Genomic DNA, 19326 nt, shown 5'->3' on the forward strand with positions numbered 1-19326 from the left:
CAGGCAGCTCCCACCTTTGGAATGCAATCAACGGTGGGGCCGGGCTTGCCCGCGATAGCGGCGGATCAGCCAATACAGATGTCGGATGGTCCGCCCACCTGCTCCCACACGAGCCAAGAATGCAGTATTGTTGCGCCCATCCAGAAAAAAATCCGACTTGACCAGAGATAGAGGGTGTCATGGGTAACGAAAGCATCAATTGGGACAAGCTGGGTTTTGACTACATCAAGACCGACAAGCGGTTTCTCCAGACCTGGAAGAACGGCGAATGGCAAGCTGGCACCCTGACCGACGACAACGTGCTGCACATCAGCGAGGGCTCCACCGCCCTGCACTACGGTCAGCAGTGCTTCGAGGGCCTCAAGGCCTACCGCTGCAAGGACGGCTCGATCAACCTGTTCCGCCCGGACCAGAACGCCGCACGCATGCAACGCAGCTGCGCGCGCCTGCTGATGCCGCATGTACCGACCGACGTATTCATCGACGCCTGCAAACAAGTGGTCAAGGCCAACGAGCGCTTCATCCCGCCCTACGGCAGCGGCGGCGCGCTGTACTTGCGCCCGTTCGTGATCGGCACCGGTGACAACATCGGCGTGCGCACCGCGCCGGAGTTCATCTTCTCGGTGTTCTGCATCCCGGTTGGCGCCTACTTCAAGGGCGGCCTGGTGCCCCACAACTTCCAGATCTCCACCTTCGACCGCGCCGCGCCACAGGGCACCGGTGCAGCCAAGGTCGGTGGCAACTACGCCGCCAGCCTGATGCCAGGCTCGGAAGCGAAGAAATCCGGTTTCGCCGACGCGATCTACCTGGACCCGATGACCCACTCGAAAATCGAAGAAGTCGGCTCGGCCAACTTCTTCGGGATCACCCATGACAACAAGTTCATCACGCCGAAGTCGCCTTCGGTGCTGCCAGGCATCACCCGCCTGTCGCTGATCGAACTGGCCCAGACCCGCCTGGGCCTGGAAGTGGTCGAGGGCGAAGTGTTCATCGACAAGCTGGACCAATTCAAGGAAGCCGGCGCCTGCGGCACGGCGGCGGTTATTTCGCCGATCGGCGGTATCCAGTACAACGGCAAGCTGCACGTGTTCCACAGCGAAACCGAAGTCGGCCCGATCACCCAGAAGCTCTACAAAGAGCTGACCGGCGTGCAGACCGGCGACGTCGAAGCGCCAGCCGGCTGGATCGTAAAGGTCTAACCGCCTGTGGGAGGGGGCTTGCCCTCATGCCACTTAGTTAAGGGCTCAGTTGATCCAGCCCAGGCAATGGCTTTTAAAGTTAGTGGGAGGGGGCTTACCCCCGATAGCAGTGGCTCAGTCAATGATTCTGTCGACTGATACACCGCATCGGGGGCAAGCCCCCTCCCACATTCGAGCCGGTTCTTTCAGTTAACTGAGGAGGGCGTTTGGATTCTCATATAGGGCAAGCCCCCGATAGCAATGGCTCAGTCAATGAATCTGTCGACTGATACACCGCATCGGGGGCAAGCCCCCTCCCACATTCGAGCCGGTTCTTTCAGTTAACTGAGGAGGGCGTTTGGATTCTCATATAGGGCTTGCCCCCGATAGCAGTGGCTCAGTCAATGAATCCGTCGACTGATACACCGCATCGGGGGCAAGCTCCCTCCCACATTCGAGCCGGTTCTTTCAGTTAACTGAGGAGGGCGTTTGGATTCTCATATAGGGCTTGCCCCCGATAGCAATGGCTCAGTCAATGAACCCGCCGACTGATGCACCGCATCGGGGGCAAGCCCCCTCCCACATTCGAGCCGGTTCTTTCAGTTAACTGAAGAGGGCGTTTGGATTCTCATATAGGGCTTGCCCCCGATAGCAATGGCTCAGTCAATGAATCCGTCGACTGATACACCGCATCGGGGGCAAGCCCCCTCCCTCATTTACTTTCCGGTGTGCTCAGGCATCGCACGACAACAGCGTCTTCTCCATCACTAACGTGCGCTCATTGCCGTGTTCGACCTCACGTACCGTGCGAAACCCCAGCCTGGAGTAAAACGGCTCGGCCGTCAGCGAGGACGGCACACTCAGCGTTGTCACCCCCGCTTCCCCCGCGCGCAGTTCGATTTCACTCATCAATAACCGGCCAATGCCCTGCCCTTGCCGCGTCGGGTTGACGAACACCGAGCGCACCACTTTGGCATCCAGCGCAGCGGCGCCGACGATCACCCGCCCCTGAACCGCCACCGGCACCACACGCCGCTTGAGCAGCTCGCGCACCGCGTCGGGCGTAAAGTTGCTGGCCACCCGCTCAATCACATCCGCCGGATAATCCTGTGCGTTGCTGCCGTACAAAGCCGCCAGGATCACCCGGCTGATTCCCTCGGCATCGTCGGGTTGGGCGAGACGTACGACGGTAGACATGACCCCTCCTGTTTAACCTTGCCCGCTGGCAATACGCTTGCCGGGCTTGTTGCCGATCATCTTGGCCTGACCATCTTTCTGCTTACCCGTTCGCGCTTCGCTGATCAAGCTTGGGATCAACTTACCCTCCGGCAGGTTTTTCCAGAACCGACTGGGCAAGTGGCCTTCCATCACCTTGGGGTTCAACCGCGCCGGGTTGAAGATGTGGCTGTAGTAGGTCAGCCACATGGCGCTGTGGGGGTCTTCGACGTTTTGTGCCAGTTGCTGCCAGGCTTCGGGGCAATGGCGTTGATGAATCAATTGCTGGCCGTCGTAATACACGCCGTCCAACGGTGTGGCGATCATCCAGCGATGGCGGCCCATGCGCCCGATAAAGTGCTGGCTGGCCGACTTCAGAATGTCGTGGGCCGGTTCATGCCAGGCCACGTACTCCGGTAACTCCGGCCCGGCCTCTGGCGGCAGCGCGACAAAGCGTACGAACGCGTGCAGGTGATGGGCTTCGCGGCTGACCTGCTTGATCCGCCGCTGCAACTCGCTGCCCAGTTTGTCGCCGGCCAGCATCGCGGTGCGGTCGCCGTGGCTGACGCGCCACAGCACTTCATACAACAGGCTCCAGCGCTGGTCGCCGTGGTAGCAGGCGGCCGACTCCAGCAGTTCGAGCAGTGCCTTGGGGATGCGCGCCTGAAACGGCCCCAGCCCGGCAGGGATCGGCTCATCAGTGGCAAACAGGTCCGCCGCCTGGGCCTCGCCCCAACTTACCTGGCTGGGGTCGACCTGATGGCTGAGCAGCCAGCGCGCCTGTTCGCGCCAGGTGCCGAACAGGTTGTCGCATTCCAGGCTGATCATCCCCACAGCCCCATTTGCTGCGGTTGCGGCCGGTCGCGCAGTTGCTCGCGCAGCAACACACTGGTGCTGTCCGCCTGTTGCGGGTGGTAGTCGCTGGTAATGAAAAACGGCTTGGCCTTGGCCAGCACACAGCGCATGCGCGCCAGGTCTTCGAAGCGGATTTTGCGTTCGCGGCGCAGGTCCACCAGGCGCTGGGTGGTGCGCAGACCGATGCCGGGAATACGCGCGATCAACGTCGGTTCGGCACGATTGAGGTCCAGGGGGAACACCTCGCGATGTTCAAGGGCCCAGGCCAGTTTGGGGTCGATATCCAGCGCCAGGTGACCGGGGCCTTCGAACAACTCGCCGGCACTGAAGCCGTAGCTGCGCAGCAGGAAGTCAGCCTGGTACAGGCGGTGCTCGCGCATCAACGGTGGCGCGGCCAGGGGTACACTTTTGGGGCTATTAGGGATGGGGCTGAACGCCGAGTAGTAGACGCGGCGCAGCTTGAAGTTGCCGTACAACGCTTCGGCGCCATGCAGGATGGTGCTGTCGTCGGTGTCGTCGGCGCCGACGATCATCTGGGTGCTCTGCCCGGCTGGAGCGAAACGCGGCGCTCGAGGCTCGTTGAGTACCGTCTGCTCGCCGGTGTAGATGGTCCGCATGGCCTGCTTGATCGAGCCGATCTGCTTTTCCGGTGCCAGGGTTTGCAGGCTGGCATCGGTGGGCAGTTCGATGTTCACGCTCAGGCGATCGGCATAACGCCCGGCCTCGGCAATCAACGCCGGGTCGGCTTCGGGGATGGTCTTGAGGTGGATATACCCACGAAAGTCGTGCTCTTCGCGCAGCAGTTTCGCCACCCGGACAAGCTGCTCCATGGTGTAGTCGGCCGAACGGATAATGCCGGAGCTTAGGAACAACCCGCTGACGCAATTGCGCCGGTAGAAATCCAGGGTCAGGGAGACCACTTCTTCCGGGCTGAACCGCGCACGGGGCACGTCGCTGGAGCGGCGGTTGACGCAGTACTGGCAGTCGTAAAGGCAGAAGTTGGTGAGCAGCACCTTGAGCAGTGACACACAGCGCCCGTCAGGCGTATAGCTGTGGCAGATGCCCATGCCATCGGTGGAGCCCAGCCCCGCCTTGCCCTCGGAACTGCGCTTGGGCGCGCCGCTGCTGGCGCAGGACGCGTCGTACTTGGCGGCGTCGGCGAGGATGCTGAGTTTTTCGATCAACTGCATGGCGGGCTACCGATACTGGTTTTTTGTACAGTATCAGCGGTAACCCTTTGTCACAAGTACCGCCCGTAGGGGCGAGCTTGGGCGAAAGCACACTGCCTCGCCCTTACGCCCCGCCCACCGGCGCGAACTCAGCTTGCGGTGGCCAGCAGCAATTCCTCGATTGACCGCCCTTGGCCGCGCCCACGGTCCAGGGCATACAGCGACGCTGCTATCTCATCCGCGCGGATCGGCAGCACCGACAGCAAGGTATCGCTCAACCCATGGCTGGCCTGGCTGAAGCCCTGGATATAAATGCCGGCGTTGCAGCGCTCATCGGTGACGATGCGGTAGTCGCGGCTCACTTCGAAATCGCCCATGTAGGTTTCCAGGGGGGCGAGCAGTTCGCGGTGCATCTGGCGCTCATAACCGGTGGCGAGGATGACCGCGTCGTAGTGATGCACGGTCGTTTCACCCGTGGCGTTGTTGCGCAGGGCCAGTTCGATGCCCAGCGGGCCGGGCGTGACCTTCTCCACCACGGTCATGGTGCGAAAGGCCTGGCGCGCGATGCCGGAGACTTTCTGGCGATAGAAAATGCCGTAGATGCGCTCGATCAGGTCCAGGTCCACCACCGAATAGTTGGTGTTCTGATACTCCGCCACCAACCGCTCACGCTCGGCGCCGACTTGCTGGAACACCAGGTCGGTGAACGCCGGCGAGAACACTTCGTTGACGAACGGGCTGTCATCGGCCGGCTTGAGCGCCGAACCGCGCAGGATCATGTCCACCTGCACCGAGGGGAAGCTGTCGTTGAGGTCGATAAAGGCTTCTGCCGCGCTCTGGCCGCCGCCGATGATCGCGATGCGCATCGGCTTGCCCTCAACACACGGCTGGTTGGCCATGCGCTCCAGGTACTGGGAGTGGTGGAACACGCGGTGGTCGTTCTTGAACGCCTTGAAGGTGTCGGGAATGCGCGGCGTGCCGCCAGCGCTGACCACCACCGAACGGGTGGTGCGCACATGCTGCTCGCCCAGCGCATCGCGGGAGATCACCCGCAAAGCCTCGACCTGCTGCTGATGCAGGATCGGCTCGATGGCCAGTACTTCCTCGCCGTAGCGGGCCTGGCTCTGGAAGTGCCCGGCGACCCAGCGCAGGTAGTCGTTGAACTCCATGCGGCACGGGTAGAAGGTGCCGAGGTTGATAAATTCCACCAGACGGCCGTGGGCCTTGAGGTAGTTGACGAAGGAGTACGGGCTGGTGGGGTTGCGCAGGGTCACCAGGTCCTTGAGGAAGGAAATCTGCAATTCGCTCTGGGTCACCAGGGTATTGCCGTGCCAGCGATAGTCGGCCTGTTTGTCCAGAAACAGCACGTCCAGTTTGCCCTGCGCCTTCTCGCGCTCTTGCAGGGCGATGGCCAGTGCCAGGTTCGACGGGCCGAAACCGATGCCGATCAGGTCGTGAACCGCGGGCGAAGCAATTGCCTGTGTCATTCCAGTGTCCTCTGGATAAGCCCCGTGGCGGTGGGGCGGGAATACCTTCAAGACCTGCACAACAGGTCGTGTGTTGATAGGAAACGAGGACAGTGAAAAAAAATTTAAGCCGTCGACCCTCAGTGCGCATCCCACTCGCGCATCCGCACGCGGCAGTGTTTCATGGCATTGACGATGTTTTTTTCCACCAGAGCGCGGGAGATGCTCAGGCGTTCGGCGATTTGCAGATGGCTCAGGCCATCGAGCTTGCGCAACAGGAAACTCTCGCGGCAGGCCGCCGGCAGTTCGGCCAGGGCGCGCTCAAGCAGTTCCAGGCGCTGGGCCTGATCGTGACTGGCGTGGGGCGTGCCGGCGGCGAAGCGCTCTTCGCTGTCCAACACCTCCAGCGGCTCGACCTGGCGCAAGGCATTGCGCCGATGGCCGTCGATCACAAGGTTCAACGCCGTGCGGTACAAAAAGGCGCGGGGTTGCTCGATGGGGGTATCGCTGGAACGTTCCAGTACCCGCACGTAAGCGTCATGCACCACATCTTCGGCCACCTGACGGTTGCCCAGCTTGGCGTTGAGGAAACACACCAGCTCGCGATAGTAGTTTTCCAACATGACTCCCGACCATCTTGAAAACACGCTGCAGGCGCGAGCGTTGTCAGGCCTGCAGAAGGGTGCCATTCGATAATGGCAGTTTGGGTGGGTGCAATTTATAGTAATTCTCATCTACTTTTAAAGAAGACTTGTAACGCCAGCCGTTTTTTTTATGCAAAAGAGCAGTAACGGCCTGTGTAACCACTTAAATTCCAGCGCCCTTATCTCGTTTAACTGTCAGCTCTGCGCAACCGCGCCCTGAACTCTCCTGGCTGGAATCCATCCATGAAACGCCCCCGCCCCGCCCGACGCGCCTTGCTTGTTGTGGCGTGCCTGTTACCGCTGATCGCCGTCGCCGCGTGGCAGGTACTGCCCTCGGGCCGCGACGACCTGACCACCGTCACCGTGACCCGCGGCAATATCGAAAACAGCGTGACCGCCCTCGGTACCCTGCAACCGCGCCGCTATGTGGACGTGGGCGCCCAGGCGTCCGGGCAGATCCGCAAGATCCATGTCGAGGCGGGCGATCAGGTCAAGGAGGGCCAATTGCTGGTGGAAATCGACCCGTCCACCCAGCAGGCCAAGCTCGACGCCAGCCGCTACGCCATCGAAAACCTCAAGGCGCAATTGCAGGAACAGAAAGCCCAGCACGCGTTGGCGCGCCAGAAGTACCAGCGCCAGCAGCGCCTGGCCAGCGGCAACGCCACCCGTGAAGAAGACGTACAAACCGCCAAGGCCGAGCTGAGCGCGACCCAGGCCCGGGTCGACATGTTCCAGGCCCAGATCCGCCAGGCCCAGGCCAGCCTGCGCAGCGATGAAGCGGAGCTTGGCTACACACGTATTTATGCGCCAATGAGCGGCACCGTGGTGGCGGTGGACGCCCGCGTTGGCCAGACCCTCAACGCTCAACAGCAGACGCCGCTGATCCTGCGCATCGCCAAGTTGTCGCCGATGACCGTATGGGCGGAGGTGTCCGAGGCCGATATCGGCCATGTCAAACCCGGCATGAGCGCCTATTTCACCACCCTGAGCGGCGGCAACCGGCGCTGGAGCAGCACTGTGCGGCAGATCCTGCCGATCCCGCCCAAGCCGTTGAACGAAACCCAGGGCAGCGGCAGCCCCACCAGTTCCAATAAAAGCGGCACCGGCCGCGTGGTGCTGTACACCGTGCTGCTGGACGTGGACAACACCGACAACGCGCTGATGGCTGAGATGACCACTCAGGTGTTCTTCGTCGCCGGCCAGGCCAAGGACACCCTCACCGCCCCGGTCGCCGCCCTGCTCGGCAACGGCAACACCGACAAACAGATCGCCCGCGTGGTGATGCCCAACGGCAGCATCGAACAGCGCGAGGTGCGCCTGGGCCTCAGCGACCGCCTGCGGGTGCAGGTGCTCGACGGCCTGAACGAAGGCGACCACCTGTTGATCGGCCCGGTCGACGGCCATGGGGGTTGAGGTGAGTACGCCGCTGATCGAACTCAGGCACATCCGCAAATCCTACGGCGGCGGCGACAGCCCTCAGGTTGACGTATTGCGCGGTATCGACCTGGCGATTCACGCCGGCGAATTCGTGGCGATTGTCGGCGCGTCCGGCTCGGGCAAATCCACCTTGATGAATATCCTCGGTTGCCTCGACCGCCCCAGCAGTGGCGAGTACCTGTTTGCCGGGGAGAATGTCGCGCACCTGGACAGCGACGCCCTGGCCTGGCTGCGCCGTGAAGCCTTCGGTTTTGTGTTCCAGGGTTATCACCTGATCCCGTCCGGTTCGGCCCAGGAAAACGTAGAAATGCCGGCGATCTACGCCGGAATCAGCGCCGCCGAACGGCACGCCCGGGCCAGTGCCCTGCTCACCCGCCTGGGCCTGGCCGAACGGACCGGCAACCGCCCGCACCAGCTCTCCGGCGGCCAGCAGCAGCGGGTGTCCATCGCTCGCGCGTTGATGAACGGCGGGCACATCATCCTCGCCGACGAACCCACCGGCGCCCTCGACAGCCACAGCGGCGCCGAGGTGATGAGCCTGCTCGACGAGCTGGCCAGCCAGGGCCATGTGGTGATCCTGATCACCCACGACCGCGAAGTCGCGGCGCGCGCCAACCGCATCATCGAGATTCGCGATGGCCTGATCATCAGCGATTCGGCATCCGCCCACGACACCGCGACCGCCGCTACCCCCGGCGCCCTGCAAGCGGTGGACCTGCGTCAGCGTCTGGCCGATGGCGCCGAACACAATGGTGCCTGGAAAGCCGAACTGGTGGACGCCGTCCAGGCGGCCTGGCGTGTGATGTGGATCAACCGCTTCCGCACCGCGCTGACGTTGCTCGGCATCATCATCGGCGTGGCGTCGGTGGTGGTGATGCTGGCGGTGGGCGAAGGCAGCAAGCGCCAGGTCATGGCGCAGATGGGTGCCTTCGGTTCCAACATCCTCTACCTCAGCGGCGCCTCACCCAATCCACGCACGCCGCTGGGCATCGTCAGTTTGGCCGACGTCGCAGCGCTGGCGGCGCTGCCTCAGGTGCAGCGCATCATGCCGGTCAACGGCAGCGAAGCCGGGGTGCGTTACGGCAACGTCGACTACATGGCGTACGTGGGCGGCAACGACACCAATTTCCCCGACATTTTCAACTGGCCGGTGGTCGAGGGCAGTTACTTCACGGCGGCCGACGAGCGCGCCGGGGCCACGGTAGCGGTGATCGGTCATCGGGTGCGCGAGAAGTTGTTCAAGGGCCTGGTCGACCCGATCGGCCAATACATCCTGATCGAAAACGTGCCGTTCCAGGTCATCGGCGTGCTGGCGGAAAAAGGCGCCAGCTCCGGCAATAAAGACAGCGACGACCGCATAGCCATTCCCTACACCGCCGCCAGCGTGCGCCTGTTCGGCAGCTACAACCCCGAGTACGTGGTGATCGCCGCCGCCGATGCACGCAAGGTGCATGAGGCCGAACAGGCCATTGACCAGTTGATGCAGCGCCTGCACCACGGCAAGCGCGACTACGAGCTGACCAACAACGCCGCGATGATCCAGGCCGAGGCGCGCACCCAGAACACCCTGTCGCTGATGCTCGGTTCGATTGCGGCGATTTCCCTGCTGGTGGGCGGTATCGGTGTGATGAACATCATGCTGATGACGGTGCGCGAGCGTACCCGCGAAATCGGTATCCGCATGGCCACCGGCGCACGCCAGCGCGACATCCTGCGCCAGTTCCTCACCGAGGCGGTGATGCTCTCGGTGGTCGGCGGCCTGTGCGGCATCGCCCTGGCCTTGCTGGTGGGCGGCGTGCTGACGCTGGCCAAGGTGGCGGTGCAGTTTTCCCTGGTGGCGGTGCTTGGCGCGTTTGGCTGTGCGTTGGTCACCGGCGTCGTATTCGGCTTTATGCCGGCCCGTAAAGCTGCCCGGCTCGATCCGGTTAAGGCATTGACCAGTGAATAAACCCTGTATCCCATCGCACCTGGGCGTGCTCAGCCTGTGCCTGCTGCTCAATGCCTGCGCCGGCCAACCGCCCAGCGTCGACAGCGGCCTCGCGCCGCCGGCCGCCTGGCAGTACGCCGAACGCGAGGCCGCCCAAAACGTGAACACCCAGTGGTGGACACAGTTCGGCAGTGCGCCGCTCAATCGTTTGATCGAACAGGCGCGGCGCGACAGTTTCGATGTGGCTGCAGCGGTGGCGCGGGTGCGCCAGGCCCAGGCCAGCGCGGTGATTGCCGGCGCGCCGTTGCTGCCGGAGGTGAAGGCCAACCTCACCACCAGCCATCAGAAGCTGCTACGCGGCCCCGGCGGCCCGGACCTCGACGCCAGCGATAGCGACGACGCGGTCAACAACTTCGGCGCCAACCTGACCGCCAGCTACGAAGTGGATTTCTGGGGCGCTCGCGCTGCCGCCCGCGACAGCGCCCTGCACAGCCTGCGGGCCAGCGAATTCGACCAGGCCACCGTGGAACTGACCCTGCTCAGCAACGTCGCCGACCGCTATGCGCAAACCCTCGCCGCCGCGCAGCGCCGGCAGATCGCCGAGTTGAACCTGGCCAATGCGCGGAATGTGCTCGCGCTGGTGCAAACCCGCTATGACGCCGGCTCGGCCACCGCGCTGGAACTGGCCCAACAAAAAAGCCTGGTGGCCGGCCAGCAGCGCCAGTTGCCGTTGATCGCGCAACAGGCCGAAGAATCGCGCATCACCCTCGCCGCCCTTCTCGGCCAACCCGTGCAGGCCCTGGACCTGGGCGCCGAGCCCTTCCAGAACCTGACCTGGCCCGTCATTGGCGCCGGCCTGCCCAGCCAATTGCTCAGCCGCCGCCCGGACATCGCCAAGGCCGAAGCCCAACTGGCGGCGGCGCAGGCGGACGTGACGGTGGCCCGCGCCGCCCTGCTGCCCGCCGTGACCCTCGGCGCCACCTTGGGCTCCGACGCCTACAAGGCCGTCGATGTGCTACGCAGCCCCTATTACACGTTAACCGCCGGGCTGGTGGCACCGATCTTCAACAACGGCCGTTTAAGCGCTGAACGGGACAAGGCCCGCGCGCGCCAGGATGAACTGTTGCAAACCTACCGCGGCGCGATCATCAACGGCTTTGCCGACGTGGAAAAAGCCCTCAGCAGCATCACCCGCCTCGACCAGCAGCGCCAATGGCAGGACGAAGAACTGCAACAGGCGCAGACCGCGTTCCAAATCGCCCAACAGCGCTACCAGGCCGGGGCCGCCGACTGGCTGACGGTGCTCGAAACCCAGCGCACCCTGTACGCCGCCCAGGACCTGAACGTGCAGTTGCGACTGTCACGCCTGCAAGCCAGCATCGCGCTCTACAAAGCATTGGGTGGCGGCTGGAACTCTGGCATCCGATAAACAAAACTCCGATTTCGTACATGAGGCGTCTTCTCACCCTACATTCCCAGCCCCCAGGTCCTTGGTAAAAACGCCGCTGTCATACAGCTGCCCTGGACCTCTCGATGACTGTCGTAAAACACTTGGCGTGCGGTTGCCTCTGGCTGCTGGCAGGCCTTGCCTTTGCCGAGCCGTTGATCAAACCCACCGCCATCGATTGGTTGCTGGACTGCCCGCTGCCCGCTACCGAGCGCCTCGACCCCAGCGTGCTGGCGCGCACCCAATGCGGCCTCATATCGGTCCCGCGTAACTATGCAGCGCCCCGTCAAGGCAACCTGCGCTTGTTTGTCACCCGCGTTGGTGCCCGCGAGCCGTTAAGCCGCCAGGGCGTGGTCTTCACCCAAGCCGGCGAACCGGCGCGTAAGAACAGCAGCGGCACCTTCGCCATTCAACTGGCCAGCCGCTGGAATACCCACGTCACCCCGGCCTATCGCACGCTGCTCGATCGCTATGACGTGATCGAACTCAGCGCGCGCACTATCCGCCAGCCCAACGACGTCGAATACGCCGCCCGCGACATGGAATACGTACGCGCCCAACTCGGCGATGCCCAACTGCATTACCTGGGCAACGCTGAAGCCACGCGGCTGGGCAATCGCTACAGCGCGCTGTTCCCCGAACGCGTGGCGCGCATGGTGCTGGTCAACGCCGACCCCGACGACAGCGGCCCCCTGCAAGTCGAACAGCTGCGTCTCAAGGAGCCGGCAAAGGCGGATGCCGGCGCTTGCATCACCCGCTGGATCGGCGACTTTCTGGCCTACGGCAGGCAGCCGCCGCCCTTCACGCGCTGCCTGGATGTGGGCGATTGGCCATAGCACACTGTTTGCGACCCTTTGCCGCCGAAAGCGACCTCTTGCGTTGACGCTCCGGTCGGATCGTTATTAAGTGCTATTTATCCGCATTAATACGATAAATCGCACCCATGCTACGCATGGGCGGTGCTTCAGCGAGCGGTAGCCGATCAAAGGGCTACCGCCGCACCTTCAGGATTTATTTCACGAAATCGCCCCAACTCAACATCTGCTCGCTGTCAATTTTGAGCATAAAGTCGGCACGCCGATCGCCATCCAGATCAATCTGCAGTACTTCCTGACGGGCATTTTCGTCGTACGTCAGCATGACTTGCCGTCCTTCACCGCTGAACTTGGAAACTAATTCGACCGGTTTTTGCGCAATGTCGCGCCGTGGCCTTGTGGAATTTAAGCCGTTCCGCAATTCCTCGATCGGAGAATAGTTACTTTCATCGATATAAGTACTCTCGGGCCCGGTCGCACGGAGATTGGAAATATCGATCTTGTCCCTACCCGACACAAAGTCCGTGATTCGATCAGGCGCCTGCGGTGTCGATTGCTCAGGGGTTAAAAAGACGTAAGTGTTCTTGCCACCACCACCGGACAATTCGTTCTGTGCCGCGTTGCCAATCAATATGTCGTCGCCGGCCCCGCCTTTAGCGTTTTCTATTGTGGTGCCTTTGGCGATGAACACATTTTTTCGCATCCCTCCAATATCCGAGGGTGTGCCTTCATTGAGATTGATGACCTGGTTTTGGCTAAAGCCGGAAAAATCGAGGGTGTCCGTGCCACCACCGTCCCACACCGTGAATACCGGTGCGTCAGCGTTCGAGTGCAGGTGATAGGCCTCGCGGTCGGCATTGGAATTAAACCCATAGGTGGTATCGCCCGTACGGGTTTGATGATTGACACCGTACAGTTTTTGCATCGCCGCGATGTCATCGACCATCGGCGTTGAAGGCGAATGGTGCATGCCGTTTTTGTGAAATGACTGCCCGGAGTGGTGTTCGCTCCAATAGCTCATAATGCTGTGGCCGCCGGTGTCCTCCGCGTATGTGGCCGTGTTGTAACTCACGCCAGCGGGATGGCTTCTGAACGGATGCGCTAGCCCAAGGGCGTGCCCGACCTCGTGGGCAAGGGTTTTGTGGCCTTCGTTGTTGTGGCTCGGTGCGGTATGAGCGTCTTCCGTGCCGTTGAGCCAAACCTCGGCGACCGGCACGTTTATTTGAGCGCGGGGGCGTGATGCCATGAATTGGCGGGCGCCTTCGGAAGGTGGAAGGCTCGCGAACGCGTTGCGACCTTGGGGGTCCAGGGCGAAGTTGCCGAAACTGATGTTGCCATCCTCCTGCGTCCCTGGGCTGGCCTGGGTGAAACTCAAATTGGCAACATCCGACCAGTGCTCCATGGCCCTGAGTGCCGATTCCTTTTGCGCTTGATTGAATTCGCTGAACTGCGTGAGCCCCAGCTGGCGGAATGACTGCCCCGCCGTTGTCAGAAAACGATAGGCGATGTCCGTTTTTCCATCACTGTTAAGATCAGGCCAACGCAAATTGTCACGGGTTATCTCATCGGCCGCCTGCTGGATGCTGTAGGAAGGCTTGCCATTGATCTCGCCCCCGCCGCCGCGTTGATCGGCGTGCAGTACGCGATCCAACTGAGTGACGGTCGCGCTGGCATAGGGTGAAATGGTAATTGTGGGTGAGTTCGTCATAGCGTGTCTCCGAGGCACTCAATCAGTGAGATGACAAAAAACCGGGGGGACGTATTCCCACCGTCGCCGTCGACTCTAGGTCTGCAAACAGCGGGTTGGCAGGCGCTTTTCCTGAGTGACATCCCATACATTTCCGTCCGGCGTGTATCCCGATTCCCCCATCCCATGGCATCCCCTCTACAATGCCTCCCATTCATTCGCGGGGGCTTCATGGATATCGAACTGGCACGCACCTTCCTCGAAATCACTCGCTGCGGCAGCCTGGCCGCGGCGGCAGAGAAACTGCACGTTACCCAGACCGCCATCACCGCCCGCGTGAAAAACCTGGAGAACCAGCTGGGCTGCACGCTGTTCGTGCGCAACCGGGCCGGGGCGCGACTGACCGCCGATGGCGAAGCGTTTGTGGTGTACGCCAATCAATTGCTGCAAACCTGGGAAGCCGCGCGTCGCGACCTGCCGTTGCCCGATGGCTATCGCAATGTGCTGCATATCGGCGGCGAGGTGAGCCTGTGCAACCCGCTGATGCTCGGCTGGGCCCAAGCCCTGCGCGAACACATCCCCGGTCATGCCCTGCGTACGGAAATCCGCGAGGGCGACTATCTGTTGCGTCAACTGGAACTGGGCGTGCTTGACGCCGCGCTGGTGTTCCAGCCGCACTACTGGCCGGGGCTGCAAGTGGAGCAGGTGTTGGAGGAAAAACTGATCCTGGTGCAATTGGCGAGCAAGCCCGAACCCTACGTCTATATCGATTGGGGCCCGGGGTTTCGCCAGCAGCATGACGCCGCCCTGCCCGACCGGGCCCGCGCCGCCGTGAGTTTCAACCTCGGCCCGCTGGCACTGCAATACATCCTGGAGAACGGCGGCGCCGGGTACTTCCGCACGCGAGTGGTGCAAAGCTACCTGGACAGCGGCGTGATGCGGCGCGTAGCCAAAGCGCCCGAATTCAGCTTTCCGACGTACCTGGTGTACGCACGGGCGCGGGATTCGGCGGTATTGCAGCAGGCGCTGGAACTGCTGCGCGGGGTGGTCAAGGCCGAAGGGGATTGGTCACAGCGCTGGGATCCATTGAGTTAAGCCATCAGCCATTGCCGCAAAAAAAGGGGGCAGCCTGTGCAGGCTGCCCCCTTTTTCACTGACGCGTCACGATCAATGCACGATGGTCTGGGTGCAGATATGCCCCAGGCTGACGTACTGCACATTGTCACCGCCGACGCCTACCCCCGGAAACTCAGCCAGCTCGATGCGCCAGCCGCCCTGGTTGTAGGTGGTGTCCCACTTGTACGGCACACCGGTGCTGCTGTCGTTGATGACCGTATGGTAATCGCCGAAGCAGCTGCCGATATTCGCCGTGGCCGAGGTCGCACCTGCGCTGTTGGTGGTGGCCGGGTAGTCGACCCAGCGGTAGTCGAAGTCGATGAAGTGGTTATCCACGCGCAACACCGGCGTGACACCCAGCAACGGCGCTCCGGTGGAGTCGGACCATTGCGTGCTCCAGTTCAGAACCCGCGCGGTTTGCGTGGCCAGTGGCATTTCCGAAACCGGCACGCGAACGATGTTGTCACCCTTCACATCGTGGTTATTGAGGCGCGGCGTGGAGCCCAGGCTCAGTTGGTACTGCTTGGTCGCATCCTGCGCGACGTTCGGATTGGCCCGTACGCGCACTTTGACCGTGGTGCCCGGCGCCACGCTGGGGTAGGTCGACGTCGAACCGGCCGGCACCGTGACCCAATTGACCCCGTCGAAACGGTCGAAGATCCACTGGTTGCGACTGCCGGTTTCATCACCGGCCAGGTACATACTCACGCTCTGGCCGCGCACGGCCTTGAAGTCGAAGTAATCGACATCGTTGGCGTTGTCGAGGTTACCGCTGACTTTGTTCATCGAGTCCGGCAGCACGAAGGCGGTTTGCGGCGTGTCGTTGGGTTCGTAGGCATCGATATTGGTGTCTACGGCAACGCCAAAGCTGAACTGCCCGTTGCTGGCGGCATTGGCCACCATGTACCAGTAATAATCCCCCGCCGGCAGCACGCCATTGAGGTATTCATCGGCGTTGCCGGCGGCATCCGAAGAGCCGACCAGGCTCAGGTTGCCCTGGCCGTCGTCGAGGAACAGGTTCAGCGACATGTCGGTGCCGGCGCTCTGGTTGACCAGTTGCACTTGGATGCGCGCATTCTGCGGCAGGTTGAAGTGGTAGGCGAACTCGTTGCCGGTCTGCACCCCGTCCACGCTGTAGAGCGTGTTGATATCCAGCGTGGGGAACAACGGCTCGAACGCAGCAATGGCAGCGGCGCTCAATTGGGCCTGCGCCGGTTTTTTCAGTTCACCGACCACGGTGTCGAACGGTGCGGTTTTCACCGCCTGGGTCAGCGCCTTGGACTGGTCGGTCTTGGCGGCCTTGAGTTTTTGCTTGAGCGAGGCCGAAACCTTCGCCCCATCCAACTTGCCGCCGGGCTTGAGCGCCTTGTCGACCGCCTGCCGGACGGCCTGGGCACTGAGTTTCTGAGGGGTTTGCTCCGCCAGCGCAAAGGCCGAAACAAAGCAGGAGGCCGCCATGGCCGCGCCGAGCATAAAGGCTTTTTTCGATTTCATTTTTTATCCATCCATAGTTAAAAACTGAAGGTCAGGTGACATCCGGTCACCTGGGATGGACTGTAGGACACAACTGTATGCATGTACAGTATTTTTTTGAAAAAAATGTGGGATGAAGGAAATGTGCATGTAGGAAAAGGCTGCTTCTACAGCCAGGTCCCCCAATACCCCCAACCCACCGCCCAAACCATCACAAGGCGATAGGGCCAAACGGCCCAACGCTTGAGTGCAAGGGGGGGCCGGCTTATTTATCGACCAGTATTATCTGCGATAACGGGGACAGATTTATTTAATCAACCCACTCCTTTGGGCCGTCAGTACTCTATGGAATCTAATAGATCCGCCCCCTTTAACCCTGTTCGAGGTCGGCCACAAAGCACCATTGATCTCTTTACCTCAGCCTATCTGGTTTGCACGACACCACTTTGTCTGGCTACCGCTTTTCACGGCTTAACCGTTACATCCACCGCTAGGATATTTATCGTCAGCCACCCAAAATTTGGCTCTTGGATTATTTCAAAAAAATATAAAAAACTGTCATTTTTCACAGGTGCATTTTTATAAGAGTCACATAAAGTTAGTCTTGCAAGGTAAGTATGATCAGGCAGAGAGTAGCGTCCTGACTGTTATTTATTTTTAGGCTGCGGCGAGGGTGGAAAAATGGCAAAGGAAAATCCTGCACTTCAGGGGACTTATTTTAGTGAAACCGTTAACGGCACGTATTATACGTTTCACATAATTTTTGCAGATTATGATACCGGAGTAATAAGAGGCAGGTGGGGTAAAGGTCGATTCTTGGGGACTTCTATGGGGCGATCTGGGTATCATCGCGCCGATGACGGAAAAACCACCGATATGACACTAGATTTTATTTTTGAGAAGTGTTTATTGGTAGCCACAGACTATAACTATAATAAGTTTACAGGTAATTTGATCAATATGTTTAACGATGAAGTAATTTCTTCGATTACTTTCAACAAGTCAAAAGATCAAATTGTCAGTGGTTAAAGTATAAGTTTTTTTGCGGCAACATATAAAAGATTACTCGAACTTCATTATCTGTGTTTTTTATATTTTATGAGGATTGAATAATGTCGGGAAAACAAAATCCAGCTCTTCAGAAAGCGTTTATTTCTGAAACTGTTGCTGATGGCTCCTATTATACAGTGCTTGTTAATTTTGCGGACTATGACACCGGCTCTATAACGGGCACCTGGGGTAAGAACAGTGCGCCTTCAGCTGATCTTGGGCGGTCGGGTTATCACAGGCTTGATGAGTATCAACAAAGTAGCGTTACTTTCGATTTTGGCAATGAACGATGTATTTTACTGGCTAGTAACTATGAGTACCTGAGGCTAGAAGGGGAGCTTTATAATACACAGACAAAGGTTATAGTGCCTATTGTATTTAATCGGGCGTGATGTTGGTTGTGCAAACGCTAACTGTATAGAGGGCGAAGTATGCTAGGTAAAATTCATTAGAGGGGAGTGGCACATACTTAACCTTCTTCGTATGCCCATTTTCCCTGACTTAGGCTCTTGCTGCCCAACGCGCTTGAATTTGCATTGGTTAAATTGCGGGAGCGGGCTTGCCCGCGATAGCGGGGTATCAGTTTATAAATGGGTGGCTGATACACCCTCATCGCGGTCAAGCACGCTCCCACGTGTGGATGGTGTTCGGCTTATTTATCCACCAGTATTTTGGGATTGGTATTACCTAACACTGTATACAGGTCAGCCAACAATGCCTCATTAATGTCCTCTCTCTCCGCCTGAGTCGTCTGCACACTCCCCTGCTTGCCAAACAACACCACCTCATCGCCGCTCTTCACCATCGGCATATGCTGGGATGGCGGCTAACTCTGCCTCGGACACAGATCCTTCTTTCACATAGCACTTTGGAATTGAGAGGATATCGATCATCAAACCCATGCGATGAAATCTGGCGAGTCTCTGGTTACGCCCCATTTACGTTTGTGCTCAAGAACCATTTTGTTCTTACTGAAATAACTCTCCAGCTCTTCCAGCCTTCTATGTTCGGCAAATAACATCAGTCCTAACATGACGAAAGTAAAAACTATCAACAGAGTGATGTAGACAAGAAAAAATCCACAGTCAAATCCACTCTGGCCACCCATGAAACCAGATATACCAAACGCAGGATGCGACAAACCAAACGCAAGCAACACGATAAGGCCACAACGCCCATCGTTTAAGCGCTAAAGGAACAGATGCCAGTTCCGCCTCAGTCACAAGACCGGCTTTCAGAAAAGCCTTGGGCGTTGACAGAATATCGATCATCAACCCCATGCGATGAAAACGGTCAATTCGCTGATTTCTTTTCCAAAAACGTTTATGCCTACAAACTTTCTCGTTTCCACTGAAATAACTTTCCAGTTCGTCGAGTTTTGTATATTCGGCATAAAGTATCAGTCCCAAAATGACAAGCATCCCACCAAACCACACGATGGTGTAAGCAAGAAAAAGATCCATGGCTATGCGCCCTCTGGCTGGAATATCAAATCACCATTAACTTCCAGGATCTGCCCACCCAGAAACGCCCCGCCATCGCCGAACAAATTGCCGCCCTCATACCCACCCGCAGCACCTCCGATAACACTACAGATGAGTTCACCATGCCCTTTAGCCGCAATACCTAAAAAGATGTTGCATGCACGCCGACTTAATTTAGCGCCATTTCGACGCCGCACCATCTACGCCAAACGGACCAAGCGACGGTGCCGATAACCCAAATGAGGCCAAGGTTATAGGGCCACAACACCCAACGCTTGAGCGCTACCGGCACAGACGCCAGTTCGGCTTCGGTCACGACACCTGCTTTCACATAGCGTGCTGAGTCAGACAGTAAATCAAACA

At 59.8% G+C, this 19326-nt stretch carries 15 protein-coding genes and 2 pseudogenes; 8 read left to right on the forward strand and 9 right to left on the reverse strand.

Annotation, left to right across the window (positions count from 1 at the left end):
• The first annotated feature begins 179 nt into the window (after positions 1-179).
• On the forward strand, positions 180-1199 hold the full coding sequence (locus QRN41_RS04165) for a branched-chain amino acid aminotransferase (protein WP_034098950.1): 1020 nt from the start codon (positions 180-182) through the stop codon (positions 1197-1199).
• A gap of 723 nt (positions 1200-1922) precedes the next feature.
• Here the strand turns inward: QRN41_RS04165 and QRN41_RS04170 are convergent.
• From QRN41_RS04170 to QRN41_RS04190, 5 genes and pseudogenes are all read right to left on the reverse strand, one after another.
• Positions 1923-2375, reverse strand: a pseudogene (locus tag QRN41_RS04170) (GNAT family N-acetyltransferase); the annotation flags it as partial.
• Positions 2376-2387: 12 nt separating this feature from the next.
• A complete protein-coding gene (locus QRN41_RS04175; protein WP_123479658.1) occupies positions 2388-3221 on the reverse strand; it encodes a TIGR03915 family putative DNA repair protein in 834 nt (277 codons plus the stop codon).
• Positions 3218-4438, reverse strand: coding sequence for a putative DNA modification/repair radical SAM protein (locus QRN41_RS04180; RefSeq protein ID WP_167417930.1), 1221 nt, complete (start codon positions 4436-4438; stop codon positions 3218-3220). Before QRN41_RS04180 ends, QRN41_RS04175 begins: the two co-directional genes overlap by 4 nt.
• A gap of 128 nt (positions 4439-4566) precedes the next feature.
• The gene (locus QRN41_RS04185) at positions 4567-5904 is read right to left on the reverse strand and encodes a lysine N(6)-hydroxylase/L-ornithine N(5)-oxygenase family protein (RefSeq protein WP_285421193.1); all 1338 of its coding nucleotides are present in this window, start codon (positions 5902-5904) and stop codon (positions 4567-4569) included.
• Positions 5905-6023: 119 nt separating this feature from the next.
• Positions 6024-6506 carry a sigma-70 family RNA polymerase sigma factor gene (locus tag QRN41_RS04190; RefSeq protein ID WP_034137815.1) on the reverse strand — a complete coding sequence of 161 codons (483 nt, stop codon included), beginning with the start codon at positions 6504-6506 and terminating at the stop codon, positions 6024-6026.
• Between the two features lie 264 nt (positions 6507-6770).
• Between QRN41_RS04190 and QRN41_RS04195 the strand changes: the two genes are divergently transcribed.
• From QRN41_RS04195 to QRN41_RS04210, 4 genes are all read left to right on the forward strand, one after another.
• Entirely contained in the window at positions 6771-7940 is a 1170-nt protein-coding gene (locus tag QRN41_RS04195; RefSeq protein WP_034137816.1) for an efflux RND transporter periplasmic adaptor subunit, read from the forward strand.
• Positions 7930-9912, forward strand: coding sequence for a MacB family efflux pump subunit (locus QRN41_RS04200; RefSeq protein ID WP_143521067.1), 1983 nt, complete (start codon positions 7930-7932; stop codon positions 9910-9912). The genes QRN41_RS04195 and QRN41_RS04200 overlap by 11 nt, the downstream gene beginning before the upstream one ends.
• Positions 9905-11320, forward strand: coding sequence for an efflux transporter outer membrane subunit (locus QRN41_RS04205; protein WP_285421194.1), 1416 nt, complete (start codon positions 9905-9907; stop codon positions 11318-11320). Before QRN41_RS04200 ends, QRN41_RS04205 begins: the two co-directional genes overlap by 8 nt.
• Positions 11321-11424: 104 nt before the next feature.
• Positions 11425-12174, forward strand: coding sequence for an alpha/beta fold hydrolase (locus tag QRN41_RS04210; RefSeq protein ID WP_285421195.1), 750 nt, complete (start codon positions 11425-11427; stop codon positions 12172-12174).
• Positions 12175-12349: 175 nt separating this feature from the next.
• Here the strand turns inward: QRN41_RS04210 and QRN41_RS04215 are convergent, their stop codons facing one another.
• Positions 12350-13861 (reverse strand): M10 family metallopeptidase C-terminal domain-containing protein, encoded by a 1512-nt coding sequence (locus tag QRN41_RS04215; RefSeq protein WP_167417933.1) that lies wholly within the window; start codon positions 13859-13861, stop codon positions 12350-12352.
• Between the two features lie 210 nt (positions 13862-14071).
• Here QRN41_RS04215 and QRN41_RS04220 point away from each other — a divergent pair, with 210 nt between their 5' ends.
• Entirely contained in the window at positions 14072-14935 is an 864-nt protein-coding gene (locus tag QRN41_RS04220; RefSeq protein WP_034111016.1) for a LysR family transcriptional regulator, read from the forward strand.
• A gap of 72 nt (positions 14936-15007) precedes the next feature.
• Here QRN41_RS04220 and QRN41_RS04225 read toward each other — a convergent pair whose 3' ends face one another.
• Positions 15008-16450 (reverse strand): hypothetical protein, encoded by a 1443-nt coding sequence (locus QRN41_RS04225; RefSeq protein ID WP_285421196.1) that lies wholly within the window; start codon positions 16448-16450, stop codon positions 15008-15010.
• Positions 16451-17110: 660 nt separating this feature from the next.
• Here QRN41_RS04225 and QRN41_RS04230 point away from each other — a divergent pair.
• Both QRN41_RS04230 and QRN41_RS04235 read left to right on the forward strand, forming a co-directional pair.
• A complete protein-coding gene (locus tag QRN41_RS04230) occupies positions 17111-17458 on the forward strand; it encodes a hypothetical protein (RefSeq protein WP_135948306.1) in 348 nt (115 codons plus the stop codon).
• Between the two features lie 83 nt (positions 17459-17541).
• Positions 17542-17871, forward strand: a complete 330-nt coding sequence (locus QRN41_RS04235) for a hypothetical protein (protein ID WP_167417934.1) — start codon at positions 17542-17544, stop codon at positions 17869-17871.
• A 260-nt stretch (positions 17872-18131) separates the two neighbouring features.
• On the opposite strand, the pseudogene QRN41_RS04240 reads toward QRN41_RS04235, so the two are convergent.
• Positions 18132-18287: pseudogene (locus tag QRN41_RS04240) on the reverse strand (alanine racemase); the annotation flags it as partial.
• A gap of 277 nt (positions 18288-18564) precedes the next feature.
• The gene (locus QRN41_RS04245) at positions 18565-18942 is read right to left on the reverse strand and encodes a hypothetical protein (RefSeq protein WP_285421197.1); all 378 of its coding nucleotides are present in this window, start codon (positions 18940-18942) and stop codon (positions 18565-18567) included.
• Between the last annotated feature and the right edge of the window lie 384 nt (positions 18943-19326).

The sequence above is a fragment of the Pseudomonas sp. efr-133-TYG-23 genome (assembly GCF_030209215.1).
In the GTDB taxonomy this organism is placed as follows: Bacteria; Pseudomonadota; Gammaproteobacteria; order Pseudomonadales; family Pseudomonadaceae; genus Aquipseudomonas; species Aquipseudomonas rhodesiae.

Excerpts from the sequence above, each read along its gene's own strand:
- QRN41_RS04165 (WP_034098950.1), top strand. The coding sequence starts at position 180 with ATGGGTAACGAAAGCATCAATTGGGACAAGCTGGGTTTTGACTACATC.
- QRN41_RS04175 (WP_123479658.1), bottom strand. The coding sequence starts at position 3,221 with ATGATCAGCCTGGAATGCGACAACCTGTTCGGCACCTGGCGCGAACAG.
- QRN41_RS04180 (WP_167417930.1), bottom strand. The coding sequence starts at position 4,438 with ATGCAGTTGATCGAAAAACTCAGCATCCTCGCCGACGCCGCCAAGTAC.
- QRN41_RS04185 (WP_285421193.1), bottom strand. The coding sequence starts at position 5,904 with ATGACACAGGCAATTGCTTCGCCCGCGGTTCACGACCTGATCGGCATC.
- QRN41_RS04190 (WP_034137815.1), bottom strand. The coding sequence starts at position 6,506 with ATGTTGGAAAACTACTATCGCGAGCTGGTGTGTTTCCTCAACGCCAAG.
- QRN41_RS04195 (WP_034137816.1), top strand. The coding sequence starts at position 6,771 with ATGAAACGCCCCCGCCCCGCCCGACGCGCCTTGCTTGTTGTGGCGTGC.
- QRN41_RS04200 (WP_143521067.1), top strand. The coding sequence starts at position 7,930 with ATGGGGGTTGAGGTGAGTACGCCGCTGATCGAACTCAGGCACATCCGC.
- QRN41_RS04210 (WP_285421195.1), top strand. The coding sequence starts at position 11,425 with ATGACTGTCGTAAAACACTTGGCGTGCGGTTGCCTCTGGCTGCTGGCA.
- QRN41_RS04215 (WP_167417933.1), bottom strand. The coding sequence starts at position 13,861 with ATGACGAACTCACCCACAATTACCATTTCACCCTATGCCAGCGCGACC.
- QRN41_RS04220 (WP_034111016.1), top strand. The coding sequence starts at position 14,072 with ATGGATATCGAACTGGCACGCACCTTCCTCGAAATCACTCGCTGCGGC.
- QRN41_RS04225 (WP_285421196.1), bottom strand. The coding sequence starts at position 16,450 with ATGAAATCGAAAAAAGCCTTTATGCTCGGCGCGGCCATGGCGGCCTCC.
- QRN41_RS04230 (WP_135948306.1), top strand. The coding sequence starts at position 17,111 with ATGGCAAAGGAAAATCCTGCACTTCAGGGGACTTATTTTAGTGAAACC.
- QRN41_RS04235 (WP_167417934.1), top strand. The coding sequence starts at position 17,542 with ATGTCGGGAAAACAAAATCCAGCTCTTCAGAAAGCGTTTATTTCTGAA.
- QRN41_RS04245 (WP_285421197.1), bottom strand. The coding sequence starts at position 18,942 with ATGGATCTTTTTCTTGCTTACACCATCGTGTGGTTTGGTGGGATGCTT.